Raw genomic sequence first — 17,150 nt, 5'->3', positions numbered from 1 at the left:
GCAACTAAATCGGCTTATATCGAAAGGTGTAACGCGTAATGAACCGTTTAATTTCAAATACTGAAACTAAATTAGGAGTACGTGAAGGTAAGAGCAATTTAGTTTCATTTTTTGAAATTAGCATGGCCGTCTCATGGTCGTCTCATGGCCGTCTCATGGCCGTCGAAGCCAAACAGGGCTGTCTCTCATGTCGATTCACGGCCTTTGGGGACGGTCGCCTTCCATCGACCTAGGTTTGGAATACGCTGGGAAGGCCGTCGCCGGCATTCGTTTCGGCGGACACCAGATGAAGGAGGGCGAGCGGCGCCGGATCGTTGATCAGCACTTTGCCCCCCGTTACGAACCGTCCCTTGCGATAACGGGCGCCCAGCAATTGGTTCGCCGTCTGGTTCGCCATGCTGAGAAAGCAATCCCGGCCCGTTGCTTTGTGCAGCTCAAGCATGCCGAACAGGATGCGGTGATCGCCGGTCGCCGGACCCGGCAGCTTCGCTCCGCGCCTTCCCCCGTCCGGCTCGCCGATATCTCCGAAGCCGAGTCCGGCCGCGATATTCCGGACCATTGTCCAAAGAAACGGATCTCCCGACAGCCGGTACCCCATCGCGTACATCCAGAAAAACTCCGGACCTGCCGGAATGGCCTTGAACACCGTTCCTTTCCGGCCGAAATAGCCGTTCCTGTCCAGCGTCAGTCCCTCCAGGCTCCATCCGTCGGTCAGCATCGGAACGAAGCTGTTGTCTTCGCCGCGGTAAGCCGTCCGTCCCCAGGCGGCCATCTCCCCGCAAGACCAATCCAGAAACGGTCTTCCCCGATCGCCCAGCGCTTCCCCGATCGCTAGCTGGCACCGCTGAACGGCGGGACGCGGCTTAAACAAGGTGCTCTCGTATACCGGGCGGCCTTCCGGAATCAACGGCGCCAGCTGATACTGCGCCCGATCGCCGCGTATCGCCGGGCCGTCGCACCATGCCGAAGCCGACTGGCTGAATTGGTAGCCGCTGATTCCGACGCCGCTCCGGCGAGTCTGCGCATATCGTTCCGCCAGCCGCATCGCCCACTCGAGCGGAGCGTCTTCGCCCGTCAATTTCGCCAGCATCGCCGCGCCGTAATACAGGTCGCTGCCCGCATTGACGAACGTAAGGCCGCCGCCCCAGAAAAAAACGTCCCCATCCTCGTAACCGTTCGCCCACAGCGCTCCGGGCGGCGCGTCGTAGGGACCGTGGCGGTTGAAGTCCAGATTGCTCCAGTCGATAATATGGGCGTTCCATACCGCTTCGATGTAGCGTTTCGTGCCGGAACGGTCGGCGTTCCACATCAGGTTGTAATCCGGGTAATGGCATTTGAGCTCGTGCACACGGGCTTTATCGGAGGCGAACGCCACACGCCGCTCTTCCAAATCGTACGAGGTATGGCCGCCCCAGTAAATAAGACCGTTCCGATCCGTCTGCTCCTTCAGCATATACCGGAAGACGTCTTCGGCCGCCTCCCTGTACGCGGATTGTCCGGTTAAGGCGGACAAAGCGGCAAGCGTCCGAAGCCAATTTTGCTGGCTGGCCGGACTGGACAGCATCGCTGTCCGGTCCACATGGTCATAATCGTGGCACGCAGGCTCCCCGTTATCCGCATCCAACGCATTGACGAACAACGGCGTCTTGCCGGTACGGTCTGCCGCGCGCTCCAGCACATAATCCGCATGATTGACCGCCGCCTTCAGCAGTTCTCCCGCGCGCCCGCTTGCTATCGACATGCGCTCCTCCTCCTTCGCCCCGCATCGTATTCGTTATGCGTTTGAAGTAACCGTCATCGCCGGATCCCAGCCGTCGCTTCCCCGCAGCGCGGCAGCCTTTATGCCCCCGGCTTCCGGCCTTCCGAGCTTTTTGGCCCACGAAGCCCGCTCCGCCGGCCGCGCGCCGGGCCCTTTGCTGCCATACTCCGCGAACGTGGCCGTTCTCTCCCGTTCCGTGTCCCGCCAATTGTCCCATCCCTCGGGCCGGATATGGCGATCCATCCACGAATCGATGAACACCACCTTGGCATAAGGCTTCCACGGCCTTCCGAGCGAAACGGTATGCTCGGGCGCGGCGCCGGTCAGCTTGCAGTTAATAAACACGTAGCCGTAAGGCTGCTCCTCCGTTGTGGCAGCCGCCGTTACGTAGCCGTTATGTCTTCGGATACTGTGCAGCTCGCAACCCTCGAACACGGCCGTCGCCGAACCGAAGATGAAATCGACGGTTCCCTCGATGAAGCAGTTCTCGTAATACTGCCGTCCTTGCCCCGGCGTATACAACGTGTCCTGATTTCCGCGAATGCACACGTCGCGGAAGACGGCTCTGTCGCCGGAGACGGCAAGCGCGACCGCTTGCCCTTTGTACAAGCCCGCCTGGTTGGAGAACGTCAGCCGCTCCGCATAGAAATCGTCGGCGTATACGAACGTGCTTGCGGACCTCTCGTTGCCCAGCTTCTGACCGTCCGGTCCCGGCATATTGGCATAATCGGAAGAAACGAGCACGGTGCCCTCCCGGCTTTCGCCGATGAAGCTGATCGACTTCCGGCTGTCCGGAACGATGATTTTCTCTTCGTAGAGCCCTTTGCGGATTTCAATGACGGTTCGCTCCTCCGAATGCTCCGGAGCCGCCATGACCGCCTCCTGCACGGTTCGGAAATCCCCGCTCCCGCGCCAATCCACGACAATCCTCGCCATTCGTTCATCTCCTTCCCTAGACAGTCTGATGGCTATGGCTTCAAGAACAATTCAATGACCGGTACGGTCACATTCGGCTTCTTGACCGGAATCGACAGCGAGAGCGTCGATTCGTCTCTGCCCTCGCGGTACGCCCCGTTGACCATGCTGCTTGCTACGACGCCTTCCTTGAACCTGATTTCCGAAGCGTCATTAAGCAGCTGAGCGTATTCCACCTTGCCGGCAAATCCCTTCAAGTGGATGCTTTTGTACGGCCAGCTGTAGACGTGCACGTACATCCGGTTCGTCGAAGGATTGTAGGTCAGACGGCAGTCCTGCGGGCACTCGAAAGTTTCGGGGGCCGCGGTGCAGCCGTAAATGGAACGGCCGTGGCGCTTCATCCATTTCCCGATGCCCTTCAGGCGGTCGACCGCGCGCTCGTCGATTTCCCCGCGCGCGTTCGGTCCGATGTTCAGCAGCAAGTTGCCGCCCTTGCTGACGGCGTCGATCAGCATCTTGACGAGCGTGTCCACGCTTTTCCACGATTCCTCGTCGCGGTAATAGCCCCACGAGCCGCTGAACGTATGGCACGTCTCCCATACGACCCGCTTGCCGTCCACCTTCACCCATTCCCTCGGCATATATTGCTCGGGCGTCGTGATGTCCCCGCCGGTCTGGAGCCGGTCGTTGAGCAAAATTTGCGGCTGCAGCGTCCGGATCATCCGAACGAGCTCCTCGCTGCCCCAATCCTCCTTGCCCTTGCCGGGCAGTCCGCCTTCCTCGGGAAACGAGAAATCGTAAAACAGCAGGTCGATCTTGCCGAACCCGGTCAGCAGCTCCTTCGTCTGCGCATGCAGATAGGCCCGGTACTGCGCGAAATCCCGCCGCTTGCTCGCTTCGATAAACAACGGATCAAAGCGCAGCGGATGCTTCGGATCGACGGTATAGTGCGGATGATGCCAATCGATCAGCGAATGGTACAATCCGATGCGCATGCCCCGCTCGCGGAACGCTTCGATCATCGGCGAGAGCAGATCGCGCCCGACTGGCGTATTCGTCGCCTTATATGCGGTATGGGCGCTGTCCCACAGGCAGAAGCCCTCGTGATGCTTGGTCGTCGCGACCATATATTTCATGCCGGCTTCCGAGGCGAGCTCCGCCCACAGGTTCGGGTCGTACAGATCGGGATCGAATCGATTGAAATATTTGCCGTATTTCTCCGGGCTCAGCCGTTCGCGGGCCTGCATCCATTCATGTCTTGCGCCCATGGAATAGAGCCCCCAGTGAATAAACAAACCGAACCGGTCCTGCGTAAACCAGCCGCTGTCGCCCGTCGTCCGCAGCATATCCGAATCGCTGCCCGGCGCCGTCATCGTTGCGGACTCTCCCGGCTCCTTCATCATGAACGCCTCCTTCCGGCGAACCGATCGTTCGGCTCCCCGTGAATATGGCCAAGCTCCCGGTAATGGCGGAGCACGCGGTCAAGCTCCTCCGAGGCTTCCGCGGGCAGCGGGCCGATCGGCGACCGGCACGGCCCCGCTTCCAGTCCCATCCGATTCATCGCCTCCTTGAATACGGAAGGCAGCGTCGACATCCGGTAGGCCTGCGACAATGGCTGAAGCAGCGCCTGCGCCGCCCCGGCCGCTTCGATATTGCCGCTCCGCCAGTGCTCGTAAATCGATACCATCAGCTCCGGCAGCACGTTGGCGGAGCCGCTGACGCCGCCTTTGCCGCCTGCCTGCAGCGTCTTCAGAAGCAGGGCGTCCGAGCCCGCCAGCACGGCAAAATCCGGTCCCGCCGCCGCTATATATTGCTCGATTAATTCAAAGCTGCCGCTGCTGTCCTTGATCGCGACGATATTCGGTATTTTCGCCAGCTCCGCGACCGTCTCCGACTCGATGGCGAGGCCCGTACGGGCGGGAAAATTGTACAGCACGATCGGCAGCGACACCGAGGCGGCGACGCTCCGGTAATGGCCGAGCAGCTCGTCTTGGGTGAGCGGGAGAAAGTACGGCGTAATGACCGACAGCGCGTCCGCGCCGAGCTCCTCCATTTTCTCCGACAGCCGTACGACTTCTTTCGTGCTGATGCCGCCCGTGCCCGCATAAATCGGAACCTTGCCCTTCGCCTCCTCCACGGCGATTTCCACGATCCGGATCTTTTCCTCCTCCGTAAGCGAGAAAAACTCCCCGTTCGTCCCGAGGCAAAAGAGACCGTGAACGCCGGCGCTCAAATAGCGGCGGATATATTGGCGAAGCACCCGTTCGTTCAATTCCTCCCGTTCCGTAAACGGGGTCATGAGTACGGGGATAACGCCTTGAAGCAGTGTCACGTCATCCTCTCCTTTCGTTTCATTTCGTTGAGCCGTCAGCTATGCGGGTTTCGACCTCTAATCGCCGGCCCGCCGATCAAACGCCCCTCTTCGGCAAGCCACCTGTCCATGTCCGGAAGATCGAACAACCGCAGCATGCCGGGTACGATAAAGCTGAGCGAGTCCTCCGGATCATAATCCGGATTACGAACCCACTCCGCCAGGCTGCGGAAAGGGCGTTCCATCCGGACGCCCCGGATCCGGGGATCGAGCAGCGCGGCCAATCCGGCGTATACGGCATATCGCCCGAAGCCGTACAGCTCGATGTTCTCTCCGTCCAGGAGAGCCGAGCCGCGCGCGACTTCCGCCGCGCGAAGCATATCATGGACGCGCACCGCCGCCATGCTGTCGCCAAGCCACATTAATTCATCCGTATGCTTGTCGAGCGCCCCGAACATCTTGTACGGGTCGTCGTCCGGCGCGTCCAGATGCGGCAGCAGCGGCCCGACGCCGGTCGGATTGAGAACCATCGCCGTTCTGCCCGATTCGCATACCTCTCTAATCCAAGAGGCATGCGGCTCGAGGCTGTTCGTCCCCCGGTCCCAAATCGCGATCGTGACGGGCCGTTTGCAGTCTGCCTGCCGTCCGCCGGCGAACAGCAGGGCATGATTAAGCAGCCCCCGCTGACTCCACCAGACGATGCGGCTGACCTGCAAGCCTTCCGCCTCGCCGCCTCCCGCATACCGCGGATTCGGATCGGCCGGCTGCCGGCCCGCCTGTACGGCGGCTCTCAGCCAGTCGATCGACCGGCTTCTTCGTTCACCTTCCGGCATAGCATGTCTCGCCGCCTCAAGCTGCGACAGCCGCTGCGCATTCTCATCGTAGATCGACTTCGCCTGCTCCAGCTCCCCGATGACTTGACCGCTGCGGGTACAGAGCAGCCGCTCGGCCGGGAGCAGCTCGATCCGGTCATCCGGCGGAACGGCGGAAGCGCCCAGCAGATGGGCGGAGAAAAAGCTCGCGGCCGCCCGGATCAGAGGCACGGTGAACCGGTGCGCGTTCGCATCCTCGGCGAGCCCGATCCTCTCGCCGTGTCCGGACAATTCCCAGAACCTCCGGTTAACGGCAACCGTATGCCGGGGTCCCTCGATCGGAACGGAATCGTACGTCGTGGCAAGGACGAGCACCGGTCTGGGCGCCATGGCGAGCAAAATATCCTCATGGTCGAAGCCGAGCGCCGAGAAGCCGGGCCACTTCTGCTCGGCGTCCTGCGTTTTGCCGGTAAGCAGAAACCAGGGCCGGTTCATGATGAAGCCGCCGGGGGCGGCCGCGGCAATGCGGCGGTCGTACATCATCACAAGCGACGTCTGCATGCCTCCCCCGGAATGTCCGGTTACCCCGATCCGGTTCGGATCGACCTCCGGCCGGGTGCATAAATAATCGATCGCCCTTACGGCGTCATGAAGCATATAACGCGCCAGGCTGTCCCCGAGCGGGAGACATTGGCGGCCGGCGTTCTCATGATCCCGCACGCTTGTCATGCCGGCCTGCTTCGATGCGGGGTCATAGCGGTTGAACCGCTCCCCTTGTCCCGTCGGATCGACCGACAGGACGACAAGTCCCGAATGGACGAGGTAATGACAGGCGGTCTGGTATTCGTCGCAATGCTTCGCCTTCTCGCGGTGGCCGCAGAGCAGCAGCACCGCGCCCCGAGGCTCCCGGATTCCGTCCGGGATGTAGACATTTGCCGTCACGTAGACGGACGGCCTCGATTCGAAGATCACCTTCTCGACGCGGAAGCCGTTGCCGCGGACCGTTCCGGCCGTGCGCGGGTTAAGCGGCGTATCGCTGCCCGGCATGCCGCCGATGCATCGCTCGATTCCTTCGCGGATCGCCCTTTGACGCCGTTCCAGATCGGCGATGCTCTTGATGGCGTCTCGTTCCCGCTCCCCTTCGATAGAGGCTTGCATGGCCCTTTCGTACGTCCAGCGCGGCAGCATGCTTTTCGCGTCAAAACCCGAAATCGGCTGGTTTTCCCATTTGCTAAACAATCCGGTTCAACTCCTCGCTGCCGCCATTGACCAATGCTGCGGCCGCGCTGTCGTCCGGTTGCGCGGCAGGACGCTGAAGCAGCGCGCGCAGCAGTCGATCCAGCGTCGGATTATAGCCCGCCTTTCCGTCCAGCGGCAGCGCGACAAAGCGGAGAACGCCGTTTCCGTAACGTTTCGCCGCAACGACCGGGAGCGTTCCTTTCTCCTGCTTGGAGCGGCTGTAATAACAGCTGAAAATGAGCGCCTCAAGCCCTTCGCCTTCCAGATGGCAGTCGGCTATCCCTTCGATCCGGTCTTTGCCCGCCTCGTAGAAATAGGAGAAATCGTCCTCCCGCAGCCCTTCCAGCTCCGGCCTGCCGGACGCCGCCGCCAGTACGTACCGGTTTTTCATCTTGACCGTTCGGACGGGAGAACCTGCGATGTCCCATGTATCCGGCTCATCGTCGCCATCCCGGAGGAGCACGACCGCCGCCCCTTCCTTCACCCTCTCCAAAATGATCGTCTTGCTCGCTTCGAACAGCTTGCCGGAGGATACGACAAGAGGTATGCCGCTGTCCGTCCAGCGCCCTGCGTCATACGGTTCTGCGGATAGACGGAGACGGGCGCATAGCCGCTCCGCCCCGTCTCCGAGACAAGCGACCGAAGGCGCCGCCCCGGCTTCCGGCGAAGCGACTGAAGCGAATGCTTCGAATGTGAACCGTTCCGCGTTCACCGTTTCCCCTCGTTCGTTCAGAAGACAGGCGTCTACGTATAGCACTCCCCTGCCTGCCGCCGGCTCAGGCACGTCGATCCGGATCGTGCCCGCATACCGCGAAGACGTATGCGGAACGCCGCAGGCCGATAGTTCAAAATGACCGTAATCGCGCGTTTCGTCCCTCAGCGTCGCGATGATGCGGCAGCCGTCCAGCGTCCGCGACGAATCGTTCAGCAGCCAGGCCTCCACCTCCAGCCGTTCGCCTGCGTATGCCTTGTATCGGTCGCTCCGCAAATGAACGCGCACCGGCTCCAGACAGGCTTGATAGACGAAATAGGCGGGCTTCGGTATCCGGTCCACGCCGACGAGCGCCTTCATCCAGCCGGCCGGCCAGGCGTCGATCAGCAAATGGATGGCGGTGGAGACGATATAATCGGCTCTCCTTCTCCAGGCATCGGTCATCCATTTGGTCGCCAGGCTTTGATGCCGCTGGCTGGCGCGGATCCAATCGGCGATCGTTTGCTGCTCCGCGAACCAATCCCCGTGCAGCGCGTACGTTTGCGCTTTGACGATTTCGGCCGGCGACCACGGGTCCTGCAAGCCGGACGGAAGCCATTCCCGCGGATACCGCTTCAGCATGACCTCGAGATTGTCCAGCCCTTCGGTTCCGTACTCGCCGCATCCCGCCTTCCACCCCTCTTTGATCGGGGGCAGGAAGCCTTTGTGCATTTTGCCGACGGTCATCATATTGTCCGTGTACCACATGTTGTAGCAGTGAAAATCGGGAAGCCCCTCGCGCGTCGGCGGATTGTAGTCGCCGTCCGTGTTTTTCACGACGCGGTCCGGGTTTTCGATATAGATCGCCTGTCTGGCCGCGACGAAGAACGCCTCCAATTCATCCCGGTGCAGGAAGCGGTGCCCCTTCCTTCTTTTCTCCGTCCGCGAAGGCTCGTTAATGAGCGATACCATAATGGAGGACGGATGGCTGCGGATCAGCCTCTCCATCTCCGCCGTCTGCCGGACCGCTTCGCAAAACTGGTTGCGGCGGATAAAGCCGAATGTCGGCAAATCGCACTGATGCATCATTCCGAGCATGTCGAGGTAGTCGTAAATTTGTTCCTGAACCGGCCGCTGCGTAATGCGGTAAAAGTTCAGATTGGCCATTTTGGCGATTAGGATATCGTCGATCAATTGCCCGGTATCGTTTTGCATGACGCACTGCTGCAAATGCCCCATCTCGTTGGCGCCCCGCAGGATGACCGGGCGGTTGTTCAAATACAGCGTACCTTTCGGCACCGATTGTTCGTCCTGATGAAACTTCCGCATGCCGAACTGGCGGTCGCGGACGTCCGGACGCCCGCCGCTCGGCTCGAGCCGAACCCGGGCCACGTACAGAAACGGCGATTCCGGCTCCCACAGCTTGAAGGAAGGGAGCTCGATCCGGTACCGGAAATAATTGAAGCCCGGACCCGCGTACGCCGCTTTGAAGCGAAACGGTCCGAATGCTTCGCCGGTGAAATTTTTCGGCAGGATATCGACCAGAAGCTCCGCATCCTCGATCAGCCCATCCGTCGCATTCACCGCATCGATCCAAATTTCCGCGCTTCCCCCGTCGATATCGGGTCTGACGAATAAATCGTGAATGTAGAGCGGCGGCCGCTCTTCCAGATAGACGGCGCCGTAAATGCCCGCGCCGGGCGGGCAGTGGTGCCAGCCGCTTTCCGGGTCGTCCCAGCCCGGACCGGTCGCCGCGTAAATTTTGTCCCCGTCGAGCTGGGAGCCTCCGACACCCATCATCGGGTAGTCGTTCTGCACCTCGACGACGAGCGTATTTTCCGCCTGAAGCAGCTCCGTCACATCGAAATCGAACGGCGAGAAGAAGCCTTCGTGGCTGCCCAGGCATTTGCCGTTCAAGTATACGGTAGCTTTGTAATCGACGCCGTCAAACCGGATGAAGACCCGGTTGCCGGAACCGTTCGGGCCGTATTCGAATTCGGCGCGGTAATAACCGGTCCATCGGCCCTCTTCGTCGGTCGGTCCCCGGAAATCCGGAATCGATACCTTCTCCCACTCGCCGCTTCCTTCCAATACGCGCCGGAACCCCCGCTTGTCCTCCTCCGTCCGGTAACGGAACAGGAACTCGGTCAACGGCTGCTGGCCGCGGCGAATGCCGGGATCCGGCGTCAGATTTCGCAGAAAAGGAGCGTAACGGCCGCGAAGCTCCCGCAGCCGCTCGCGAAAGCCGGACAAGCTCTCTTCATAGGTTATCTCCTTCGGCTTATCCGCCATCTCCTTCCCCGGTGTAAAATAAACGGTCTCATAGGCGATGGGCGGAATTTCGTGAATGGATTGATCGTAAGCCGGGTGTTCGCGGAAAGCGATTTCGGCGAAGGGGTCATGCTGGCGATGCCGGTCCAACTCTTCGTCCTCCTTTTTCTGATGGTTCTCCTCTTCAGCCGCCCGGAACGGTTTGAACGGTACGGTCGATGCGTTCCGGCTCAAGGAAATAAGTATTTCCCGCTACGGCCTCGAATTCCGTAACCGGTCCGTCCGAACGGCTTGCGACCGCCAGACCGTCCGCGGCAATATGAAGCGGCATGCGGGGACGCGCGCATACGATCCGGCACTTCCCGCTTCTTGACGCTTGAATGCGGCAGCCGGTCAGTTCGCCTTCCGCCCATTCCAGATCGACGGTAAATCCGCCTCGCGCCCGCAGCCCCCGTACGCTGCCTTGCTTCCAGGCATCCGGCAGCGCCGGCAGCACGTTCAAATCCCCGCGATGCGATTGCAGCAGCATTTCGGCAATGCCCGCCGTCCCGCCGAAATTTCCGTCGATTTGAAACGGGGGATGGTTATCGAATAAATTCGGGAGCGTCGAATCGGATAGAAGCAGCTTCACGCTCTCGTACGCCTTCTCCGCTTCTTCGAGCCGCGCCCAGAAATTGATTACCCAGGCAAGGCTCCAGCCGGTATGCGCGGCGCCGTTGTCGATTCGGCGCTCCAGCGAGCGGCGCGCCGCCTCGGCCAGCTCCGGCGTATCCCGGACGTGGATGATTTCGCCCGGATATAACCCGAACAGATGGGACATGTGACGATGGCCCGCCTTCGCTTCGTCCCAATCCTCCAGCCATTCCTGCAGAAGCCCCCGCTTCCCGATCTGCGGCTTCGGCAGCCTGCCGCGTACCTCCTCCCATTGACGGCGCAGCGCCTCATCCGTCGGAACCCGCTTCGCCGCCTCCAGACATGCGCTCAGCAGCGTGTAGACGATTTGGGTATCCATGGAAGAACCCATGCAGAGAGCCCCGATCGCGCCGTTGGAACGGATAAACCGGTTTTCGGGGGACGTGGACGGGCCCGCGAGCAATCGGCCATGCTCATCCTCCGTCAAATAGTCCAGTATAAACGCAGCCGCCTCGCGCATGACCGGAAAAGCCCGTTCCCTTAGAAAAGCTTCGTCCATCCCGAAGCGGTAATGCTCCCACAAGTGCAGCGACAACCAAGCGCCTCCCATCGGCCAGATGGACCCCGGGATGAAGTTGCCCTCGATTTGGGTCGAGCCCCACATATCCGTATTGTGATGAGCGACGAAGCCTCGGCAGCCGTACACCTTCGAGGCCGTTATTCTGCCGTTAACCCGCATTCGCTCGATCAAATCGAACAAGGGCTCGTGGCATTCGGCCAGGTTGCACACCTCTGCCGGCCAATAATTCATCTCCGTATTAATATTCAGCGTATATTTAGACTCCCAGGAGGGCGTATAGCTTTCATTCCAGATTCCTTGCAAATTCGCGGGGTTGCAGCCGGGCCTTGAGCTCGACATCAACAGATAACGGCCGAACTGGAAATACAGCGCCGCAAGCGCCGGATCCGCTTTTCCTTCCTTGAACCGCTCCAGCCTTACGTTCGTCGGAACGGACTGCGCGCGGGCGGCTTCCTGTTCCGTCCCTAGCTTAAGCGCCACGCGGCGGAACTTGGACGCATGCTCGCCGACATGGTCCTCCTTCACTTTCCGGAACCCTTTGCTGGCCGCCTCCTCCGTCTGCCGGACGCATTCCGCCTGCGGATTCTCGTGGCGGAACGTCGTTGCCGCGGACAGGTACAAGGTGACTTCGTCGGCGTGACGAACAAGCAGGAAATCGCCGATCGTCTGGACCGAGCCTCTGCCCGACACCGCTTTGAGCGCCGTGCAGAACGTGATGCCGTCCTTCCCGCATTCCCCCTTCATCAGCAGCGTGTCGCCGGAGGGCGCCTCGGTACCGGCGTCGAAAGGCCGTCTGCTTAATTGAAACCGCAGGTTCAGCTCCCCGGGCACCTCGCTCGCGATCCGAATGGCGATGACTTGATCGACCGAGCTGCTGAGCATTTCCCGCTCGTACCGGACGCCGTTCAGACGATAGTTGACGCGGGCGATTCCGTGCTCGATGTCGAGATCCCGGTAATAATCCGCGATCATGCCCTTCTCTCCGTTATGGTAAAGGTTCAAATCGCCAAGCGGCTGATACGGATTGAGCGACTTCGGGATCGACATCATCGTCATCTGCGCCAGCTCTTCCGCTTCCTGCTGCCGGCCTTCTCTTAGCAGCCGGCGTATTTCCGGCAAATACCGCTTCGCCTCGGGGTTGTCGCCGTTCTTCACGCTTCCGTACCACACCGAGTCTTCATTAAGCTGCAGACGTTCCGCATACACCTTCCCGAATATCATGGCCCCAAGACGTCCGTTCCCGATCGGAAGCGCTTCCTCCCATACTTTGGCCGGTTTGTCGTACCAAATCTTATTTGCCGAATGTTGCAGGACTTCTCTTGTTTTGTCCAAGGCCGTTTCACTCTCCCGTCTCAGCGTTCTCAACCTCAACTCTTTGAATTCTTAAAGCATAGTAGAGTTTGGCGGGCAAATCGATGCGGAACGATCCTTCGAGCCGCTCGCCGATCGGCGTAACCGTCATGTTCCAGGTATCGATCAGCTCCGCCTTGTATATCCCTTCCGGCAGCGTAAACTCGCGGAAAGCGAAGCGGTGCGGACCGAAATATTGAAAATAATGCTCACCGGCCATTTCCAGCGTCGAAGCGTCATGGCGGGCGGTGCAGTATTTAATTTCCTCGGGCGACTCCTCCAGCAGCCGTTTCATGAACGCGATCCGCGGAACGCTTTCGCCATGCAGCGTTCCGCCATGGGCCCACCATAGAACGGAGTCGCCGCGCGCATAGGTCTCCCCGTGCGTCACGTATCCTCCCCGAAAATTCCCTTCCCATATCCGGCATACCATTTCCTCCGGCGTCAGACTGCCCCACCGTTTATGGATGTTCCCCTCGTAGCCGCATTCATCGACAACGACCGGCTTCAAATAGTTTCTGGATAAAGAGGAAACCGCTTTCACATCGCCGGTTTGCATACTGATGTGGGTGACCCACGGCTTTCCGTAATCGTAACGGTCCCTGCAATTATGAATGGATCGCAGATGCGTTCCGTAATCGTATTCCTGAACGATGCGGAAGAAGCGGTCCCAATCCTCTTCGGTCTTCTCCGTCATTAAATCGTACTCGTTCGCCAGCGACCACCATACGTTGCGGAATGCGGACAGCCTGGCCATGACGTAACGCAGGTACCGTTCGTCCTGTTCGGCCGACATCCTGTCGAAGCCCCATCGCCCCTTGTCGTAAGGATGGAACAAAATCAGATCCGCCTCGATTCCGAGCTCCGACAGGTCCTTGATTCTCCGCTCCAAATGCGCGAAATAGGACGGATTGAACCGCGACAGGTCGAAGCCCTCCTGCGGCGATCCTTCGAACGGATAGCAGGCGGGTTCGGCATGATTGAACAAATACGATTTCGGGAATACGCACATTCGAACTTTGTTGAAGGGAGAGGCCTGCAGCGAACGAAGCGTTTGTTCCTGCAGCTCGTCGCTTTGCAAATGCCAGACGTAACAGGTTGTGCCTACCGGAGCGTAGCGGGTACCGTCCGCATAGCCGAATTTCGTCTCGTTCTTGACCCGGACCGGACCGCGGTTCCCTTCCGCCGCCGGCATAACCTTGAATTGTCCGGTAATTTTGTCCAGCTCCCTGCAGGAGCTCGAAGTCGAAAAGGTCCAGGTCCCTGCCGTCTCCGGCATGAAACGGACTCGATACGTTCCGCCGCCGTCATAGAAGCCTTCGGCTTCATAAACTTGCGGCCCTTGCATGAACCGGGCGCCGAACCTGGTTTCGACGAACGGATTGCCTTCGGCCGGGCCCTTCAGCGTCAGCTCGAATATTCCCCAGCGTTCCACTTCATTCATCGCCTTCATGCGCGCTCCTCTCTCCCTGCCGCCTGTCCCGATTTGCGTATGCGCAGCGCCGTATAGGGCTTGCCCGGAAGCTCGACCCGGCTTGTGCCGCTGAACGTGCCGCATAGCGGAGTGACGGTCATCTTCCAGGCGTCGATGATCTCGACGGCATACTCCGCCCCCATAGGGAGAGAAAGCTCGCAGTAGGCGTGCTGATGGCGGCCGAAATAGTTCAGATAATAGTCGCCGTCTTCGGCGGCCTGCAGCCAATCGGCGGGTCCCTCCTCCATGATCCGGCGCAGGAAAGCCATTCTCTCCGCGCTTTCGCCACGCAGCGTGCCCCCGGAAGAAATCCAGGCCAGCTTATCCGGATCGATATACGCCTCGCCGTGGGTGACGTAACCGCCCCTGGCCATCGTCTCCCAGAAGCGGTGCGTCATTTCCTCGCCGGAAATGTTGCCCCATCTGCGGGGGCTGTTGCCTTCGTAAGAGATTTCGTCGATAACGACCGGCTTGCGGTTCGCCCTTCTCCACTCCGTCGTCAGCTCGGGGTCCCAATGCTGAATGCTCTGATGGGTAATCCACGGCTTTGAAAAATCGTACAGCGGAGAAGATTCGTACATTTTGGTGCCGTTGTGGATCGAACGAAGATGCCGGTAAGGATCGCGTCGCTGGACGAATTGAAGCAGCCGGTCCCAATCCTCCACGGTCTTGCATTTGTTAAAGTCATATTCGTTGGACAAGGACCACCAGACGTTGCGGAACGCCGCCAAGCGGGCAATGACGTAGCGCAAGTAGTATTGGTCGGACTCCCGATCCATGCCGTCAAAGCCCCATTCGCCTTTGTCGTAGGGGTGGAACAGAATGAGGTCCGCTTCGATGCCAAGCCTGCCCAAATCCGCGATGCGCTTCTCCAAATGGGCGAAAAACGCCGGATTGAAGCGCGTCCGGTCCGCATCCTCCGGACCGGTTCCGGCGAAGACGATCCGGGGCGGCCTCATGCCGCGGGTAGGAAGCAGGCACATCCGGACTTTATTGAAAGGAGAAGCCTCGAGCGTTTGCAGCGTCAGTTCTTCGTTCCGCTCATCGCCGTGATGCGTCCAATGGTAGCAAGTCGTGCCGAAAGGCATATACGCCGTGCCGTCTTCGTAGGCGAAATGATAGCCGTCCTTCACCCTGACCGGTCCGTGATTGCTGGGCGACGGCTCCGTGCAGGTAAACTCGCCGTGACGGCCGTCCAGCTCGGGACTGCTGCAAGACGTAATATAGCGCCAGACGCCGACTTCGTCGGGCATGAACCGGATGCGGTAAACGCCGTTTCCGTCATAGAAGCCTTCCGGCTCGACGATCCGGTTTTTATACTGAAAACGGGCGGTCAGATGAACCTCTTGATACGGATTTCCTTCGGACGGCCCGAACAGGCTGAGCTCGAATATCCCCCATTTTTCCACATTCGTCGGTGGTTTCGGCAATTCCGTCAATTCGATGAGCAACTCCTTTCCGGGATATAGACGCGCGTTGATGACCGATAAGAAGCGGATCTTACGCGCTATTGTCGATTCTGTAACGTAATCCGATGGTTTCATTATACTGCTGCCGAATTCTCCGATTATAGGTGATGATCGCTTATTCTATAGGTGATTCGTGCTTTCGCGGGACCGGCCGCCGGCGCCGTTTCCATAGAGAAATGGGGCGCCGGAAGCGCCCCATCGTGCAGGAATAGGTAAAACCGATACGGACCCGAGGATCAACATAGGTGATATCGATCAATCGGGCAGATCGGATTATTGGTATTGGGTGCCGTCGCCGCCCGCCTCGATCGCCGCTTTCGTCTCCGCGAGCTGCTTGTCGATCATTTCGTTGACGACCCGAAGCGCCGTTGCGCTGTCTTTGGACTGCTCGAAAATATTCGGCTGGAACACCTGCGCAACCGGCGGGTTGATGAACGTAAGACCCGGCTTGCGCGGCGCCGGCATCGCGCTTTGCAAAGCGAATATGCCCGCGACATGCTTGTCTTGCAGCTGCGGGACGTTCCGGGCGAATGCCTGCTGCACCGCCGGCTTGTTCAGCGGACTGATGATCCCTTCACTCGCCCTGGCCTCCTGAACTTCATCCGAAAGCAAGTATTGGATAACCTGGAAGGCCAGGTCCTTCTTCTTGGATTGCTTCGTAATGAACAACCCGTTCACATTGGCCTGATATTTGCTCCCGGGCGCATCCGCAAATACGGGAACCGAGGCAATATCGAAGTTGAGGTCCGGGTATTCCTGCGACCATCTCAGCACGTTCTCGATGACGTCCACGGACATCCCCATCTGACCCTTCGGGAAATCGCCGGTCGTTACGAACTGGTTGCCCGGAATTTCATAGAAACGGCGGATATTGTTTACGATTTTCAGCCAGGCTTCGTTATCCAGCATCCCTTTGTCGTCGTTCGGATCCAGCACGGGCTCGGACAGCTGATTGTAATACATATAATGGCTCGGGTGCTGCTGGTAGCCTTTATAGGTGATGTCCCCGTCCTGACGGGTCAGCTTTTTGGTCAGTTCGTAGGCTTCGTCGTAGGTCATGCCGTCCTTCGGATAATCCAAACCGTATTTATCGAAAATATCTTTGTTATAGACAAGGACGAAATCGCTCTGCTCGAACGGAAGCGCGTATAGCTTGCCGCCCGAAGCCGTCTTGATCCGCTCGAGACTGCCTTGGTCCAGCACGCTCGTATCGAAATTGAATTTTTTGATCAGCTCCGACATGTCGTACTCCAGCTCGAACTTCTCGATCATCCGGCGGGCGTTGCGGTACGTCTCCTCGAATACGATATCCGGAATCGTTCCTTTGGCGATCAGATCCTCGTAACGCGTGCCGTCGTTCCAGTGCACGTGCTTCAGCGTAATGTCCGGAAATTTCTTCTTGACGTACTGTCCGATCAGCCTGTCGAAATTCGCTTCGTCCTCGTAGACCTTGTTCTGGGCCGTATAAAAAAACAAGACATTGTCGTTCGAAGCGGAGCCGTCATTACCGGTTCCGCTTGCGTTTGCCGTCAAGTTTCCCCCCTCGTTCAAGCTTTCGCCCCCGGTATTGTTCGTACAGCCGGCAAGTACCGAGATTGTCAGTATCGTCGATAGCGCGTAAGCAGCAGCCTTCTTCATTGTTCATA

At 59.4% G+C, this 17,150-nt stretch carries 10 protein-coding genes; all 10 read right to left on the bottom strand.

Annotation, left to right across the window (positions count from 1 at the left end):
- Positions 1-229: 229 nt before the first annotated feature.
- The 10 genes from IDH41_RS08095 to IDH41_RS08050 all read right to left on the bottom strand — a co-directional run bounded on the left by IDH41_RS08095 (position 230) and on the right by IDH41_RS08050 (position 17,142).
- Positions 230-1,741, bottom strand: a complete 1,512-nt coding sequence (locus IDH41_RS08095; RefSeq protein WP_190859901.1) for a pectate lyase — start codon at positions 1,739-1,741, stop codon at positions 230-232.
- 33 nt (positions 1,742-1,774) lie between these two features.
- Complete coding sequence (locus IDH41_RS08090) at positions 1,775-2,695, bottom strand: pectinesterase family protein (RefSeq protein WP_190859899.1); 921 nt, start codon at positions 2,693-2,695, stop codon at positions 1,775-1,777.
- 32 nt (positions 2,696-2,727) lie between these two features.
- The gene (locus tag IDH41_RS08085) at positions 2,728-4,074 is read right to left on the bottom strand and encodes an alpha-L-fucosidase (RefSeq protein WP_223829550.1); all 1,347 of its coding nucleotides are present in this window, start codon (positions 4,072-4,074) and stop codon (positions 2,728-2,730) included.
- Complete coding sequence (dapA, locus tag IDH41_RS08080) at positions 4,074-5,006, bottom strand: 4-hydroxy-tetrahydrodipicolinate synthase (protein ID WP_190859897.1); 933 nt, start codon at positions 5,004-5,006, stop codon at positions 4,074-4,076. Before dapA ends, IDH41_RS08085 begins: the two co-directional genes overlap by 1 nt.
- 35 nt (positions 5,007-5,041) lie before the next feature.
- Entirely contained in the window at positions 5,042-7,036 is a 1,995-nt protein-coding gene (locus tag IDH41_RS08075) for an alpha/beta hydrolase family protein (RefSeq protein WP_223829549.1), read from the bottom strand.
- Positions 7,029-10,232, bottom strand: coding sequence for a glycoside hydrolase family 2 protein (locus IDH41_RS08070; protein ID WP_223829548.1), 3,204 nt, complete (start codon positions 10,230-10,232; stop codon positions 7,029-7,031). Before IDH41_RS08070 ends, IDH41_RS08075 begins: the two co-directional genes overlap by 8 nt.
- Positions 10,183-12,543, bottom strand: coding sequence for a glycoside hydrolase family 95 protein (locus tag IDH41_RS08065; RefSeq protein ID WP_190859895.1), 2,361 nt, complete (start codon positions 12,541-12,543; stop codon positions 10,183-10,185). Before IDH41_RS08065 ends, IDH41_RS08070 begins: the two co-directional genes overlap by 50 nt.
- A gap of 7 nt (positions 12,544-12,550) precedes the next feature.
- The gene (locus IDH41_RS08060) at positions 12,551-14,014 is read right to left on the bottom strand and encodes a DUF5060 domain-containing protein (RefSeq protein ID WP_190859894.1); all 1,464 of its coding nucleotides are present in this window, start codon (positions 14,012-14,014) and stop codon (positions 12,551-12,553) included.
- Complete coding sequence (locus tag IDH41_RS08055) at positions 14,011-15,474, bottom strand: DUF5605 domain-containing protein (protein WP_223829547.1); 1,464 nt, start codon at positions 15,472-15,474, stop codon at positions 14,011-14,013. Before IDH41_RS08055 ends, IDH41_RS08060 begins: the two co-directional genes overlap by 4 nt.
- 303 nt (positions 15,475-15,777) lie before the next feature.
- The gene (locus tag IDH41_RS08050; protein ID WP_190859892.1) at positions 15,778-17,142 is read right to left on the bottom strand and encodes an ABC transporter substrate-binding protein; all 1,365 of its coding nucleotides are present in this window, start codon (positions 17,140-17,142) and stop codon (positions 15,778-15,780) included.
- Between the last annotated feature and the right edge of the window lie 8 nt (positions 17,143-17,150).

The organism is Paenibacillus arenilitoris (assembly GCF_014705655.1).
Lineage (GTDB): Bacteria > Bacillota > Bacilli > Paenibacillales > Paenibacillaceae > Pristimantibacillus > Pristimantibacillus arenilitoris.
The sequence above is the reverse complement of the archived record's forward strand: the minus strand, read 5'-3'. Positions and strand labels throughout refer to the sequence as shown.